Genomic DNA, 3,032 nt, shown 5'->3' with positions numbered 1-3,032 from the left:
AGTGATGCTATTGATAATCCAAAGTTAATAATTGATGAAGTAAAAAAATTTTATAATTCTAGAAAAATCATACCTAGATTTTATATTTATAACTTAGATGCTCAACAAGAATTAGTTAACCAACTAAAATTGAATCATTTCGGATTCGAAGAATTAATCAGTCCTGTTCAAATGTGGGAACAAAAGGTTTTGGAAAAGGAAAAACGCAATGAAATTTCTATTGAATTGGTTACAAAAATGAATTATTCCGAAGCATTAAATATTGAATGCAGTATTACAGAATTTGGAGGCAAAGCAGTTAGGGAAAAGGCTTTTGAGGTAGATTTTAATCATCCTAGTTTTATACATTATTTACTTCGGTATGATGGAATTGCCTGTGCAACAGCTTGTATTTTTATCAATGATAATCAGGCACGGATGGAAAGTGTTGCAACTCTAGAGGAATACAGGGGACGAGGATTAATCGGTGAATTGATTCATTATATTCAAGCAGAAGTTGCTAAGAAGGAGCTAGAAAACCTTTGGGTGTTTCCTATTAACGAAAAAATAGAAAAAGTCTATCAAAAATATGGATTTAAGAACGTTGCAAAACTGAAAATGGGACACGCCTTTATAGGGGGAAGAAGCATAAAAGAAATTCAGGGATATTAAATTTTGGTTAAAGAATTAGCGAAGCAATATAGAATAACCGAGCTTGGAATACTATTTCCAAGCTCATTTTCTATTTCAAACCTAAACTACTTATACCAAATTGACTGTATTTTCTGTTGTTAATTTTTTGTTAAAACATATGCGAATTGTTGTGCGAATTCAGTTGTGAATTGGTGTTATGCACTTCTAGAGACCGAACCCGTTAAACATAAACTGTACTTTTAAATTATTTATTCTCGTCTTTCACACGATTCACTTGAATATTTATCAGAAGTTGTCTGACAACATAGCTAGCCATAACTAATCCAGCTACAGATGGGACAAATGCATTGGAGGAAGGCGGCATTTTTGCTTTTCGGATAGTAGCATCGTTTTTACCAACTTCCTTTCTGACATCTTCACGGATGACGATCGGACTTTCATCTGAAAATACAACTGGGATTCCTTTACGAATTCCTTCTTTTCTCAAGCGAGTACGAATAACCTTGGCAATTGGATCTGTATGGGTTTTAGAAATATCAGCAATTTGAAAACGGGTTGGATCCATCTTATTAGCAGCCCCCATGCTTGAAATCATAGGGATATTTCTTTTTAAGCATTCCTTCATTAGATGAATCTTATAAGAAATGGTATCAGATGCATCGATGACAAAATCAAGACCATACTCGAAAAACTGCTCGTACGTTTCCTCTGTATAAAACATTTTCAGAGCGATTACTTCACATTCTGGATTAATATCTTTGATCCGCTCTTTCATTAGATCAACCTTTGGCTGTCCTACAGTAGAAAGTAAGGCAATGATCTGACGATTTACATTTGTTATATCAACATCATCTTTATCAACCAATACTAAACGCCCAACACCTGACCGGGCTAACGCTTCTGCAGCGAAGGTTCCTACTCCGCCTACCCCAAGAACAGCAACCGTGCTGTTCTTCATGATGTCTAACCCTTCTTTACCGATAGCAAGCTCATTTCTTGAAAATTGATGCAACATATATTCTCAGCTCCATAACACTTTCAAAATTAATAAAAACATAAAAATGGGTTCTACTTTTGTTTTTCCCGATATTGAATATACCATACTTTTTATAAAAAATAAGTATCTCCATAGGAATAAAATGATTAATTTTTTACTAATAAGTCAAAAAATTAATAGTAACTATTAGTACCTAGTAATATTAATCACAGCTTTTTAATAATAACCATGATACTTTAATAAAGCATGAACCAAATCATTCCTAAACAATTGAAATGGGGTTATACTTTGAACTTACCACAATTAAAAATTGGCCATATGGAACCGAAAGTTCCCATCCTTCAAGGAGGTATGGGTGTTGGCATTTCACTGAGCGGGCTTGCATCAGCTGTTGCAAACGCAGGTGGGATTGGAATTATATCAGGAACAGGAATTTCAACAGATGAACTAAAGTTTCATATTAGAAAGGCAAAGGAAAAGATCATTGGAAAAGGCTATATTGGCGTTAATGTATTATTTGCAATGAATGATTTTGCCGAAAAAATGAAGGCTGCTATAGAGGAAAAAGTAGATTTTATTATTTCAGGTGCAGGAATTTCACGCGATATGTATTCCTGGGGAAAAGAGAGTGGAACTCCTGTTATTTCGATTGTTTCTACAGCTAAGCTAGCAAGACTTTCTGAGAGATTGGGAGCGTCTGCTGTTGTTGTTGAAGGATGCGAAGCGGGCGGCCATTTAGGAACAGACCGTCCTTTATTTGAAATCCTTCCAGAAGTAGTTGAAGCCGTAAACATTCCAGTCATTGCAGCCGGTGGAATATTAACCGGAGAAGATGTAGCTAGAGCCATTCAAATGGGAGCTTCCGGGGTACAAATGGGTACAAGGTTTGTTGCCAGTGAGGAATGTGACGCCCCATTATCCTTTAAAGAAAAATATGTGAATGCACAAAAAGAAGATACGATCCTAGTTAAAACCACGGTTGGCCTGCAAGGAAGAGCCATTAAGAACAAGTTTACCGATTTAATTTCAGGAACCGGAAAATTAAAAATCGATAAATGCCATGATTGTTTAAAAAACTGCTCCTACCGCTTTTGTACACTAGATTCACTATTAAAATCCGTAGGCGGGGACGTAGAAAATGGCCTCGTATTCGCTGGCGCGAGAGTGTCTGAAATTAAGAAAATATTGCCTGTTCATACAATCATAAAAAATATTACAGATGAATATTTAGCTGTGAAATAAATAAATCCTTCAAGCCTGTCATTCTTCAGGCTTTTTTCTGTCTTAAAAAACAAATTATAGACTTTATTATTTTTAAAAAAGTAGCTGAGCAATTTTCACCTGCAGCAGGCATCAGATGATGCGACTGTTGACCGATCGGGGCAATTTTCCACTTCTGCGG

At 35.7% G+C, this 3,032-nt stretch carries 3 protein-coding genes; 2 read left to right on the top strand and 1 reads right to left on the bottom strand.

Annotated features, from left to right (window positions below):
* Positions 1-651: GNAT family N-acetyltransferase (locus tag V7164_RS24540; protein ID WP_335355530.1), on the top strand; the 651-nt coding region annotated here is incomplete at its 5' end.
* Positions 652-877: 226 nt separating this feature from the next.
* On the opposite strand, the gene V7164_RS24535 is transcribed toward V7164_RS24540, so the two are convergent.
* Positions 878-1,648 carry a tRNA threonylcarbamoyladenosine dehydratase gene (locus V7164_RS24535; protein WP_335346546.1) on the bottom strand — a complete coding sequence of 257 codons (771 nt, stop codon included), beginning with the start codon at positions 1,646-1,648 and terminating at the stop codon, positions 878-880.
* Positions 1,649-1,900: 252 nt separating this feature from the next.
* On the opposite strand from V7164_RS24535, the gene V7164_RS24530 reads away from it, so the two are divergent.
* Positions 1,901-2,872: an NAD(P)H-dependent flavin oxidoreductase gene (locus V7164_RS24530; protein WP_335345559.1), complete on the top strand. Its 972-nt coding sequence runs from the start codon at positions 1,901-1,903 to the stop codon at positions 2,870-2,872.
* Positions 2,873-3,032 lie beyond the last annotated feature (160 nt).

The organism is Bacillus sp. JJ1474, from assembly GCF_036965225.1.
GTDB lineage: Bacteria > Bacillota > Bacilli > Bacillales > Cytobacillaceae > Cytobacillus.
Note: the sequence above shows the minus strand (reverse complement) of the source record. Positions and strands in the feature narration are given on the sequence as shown.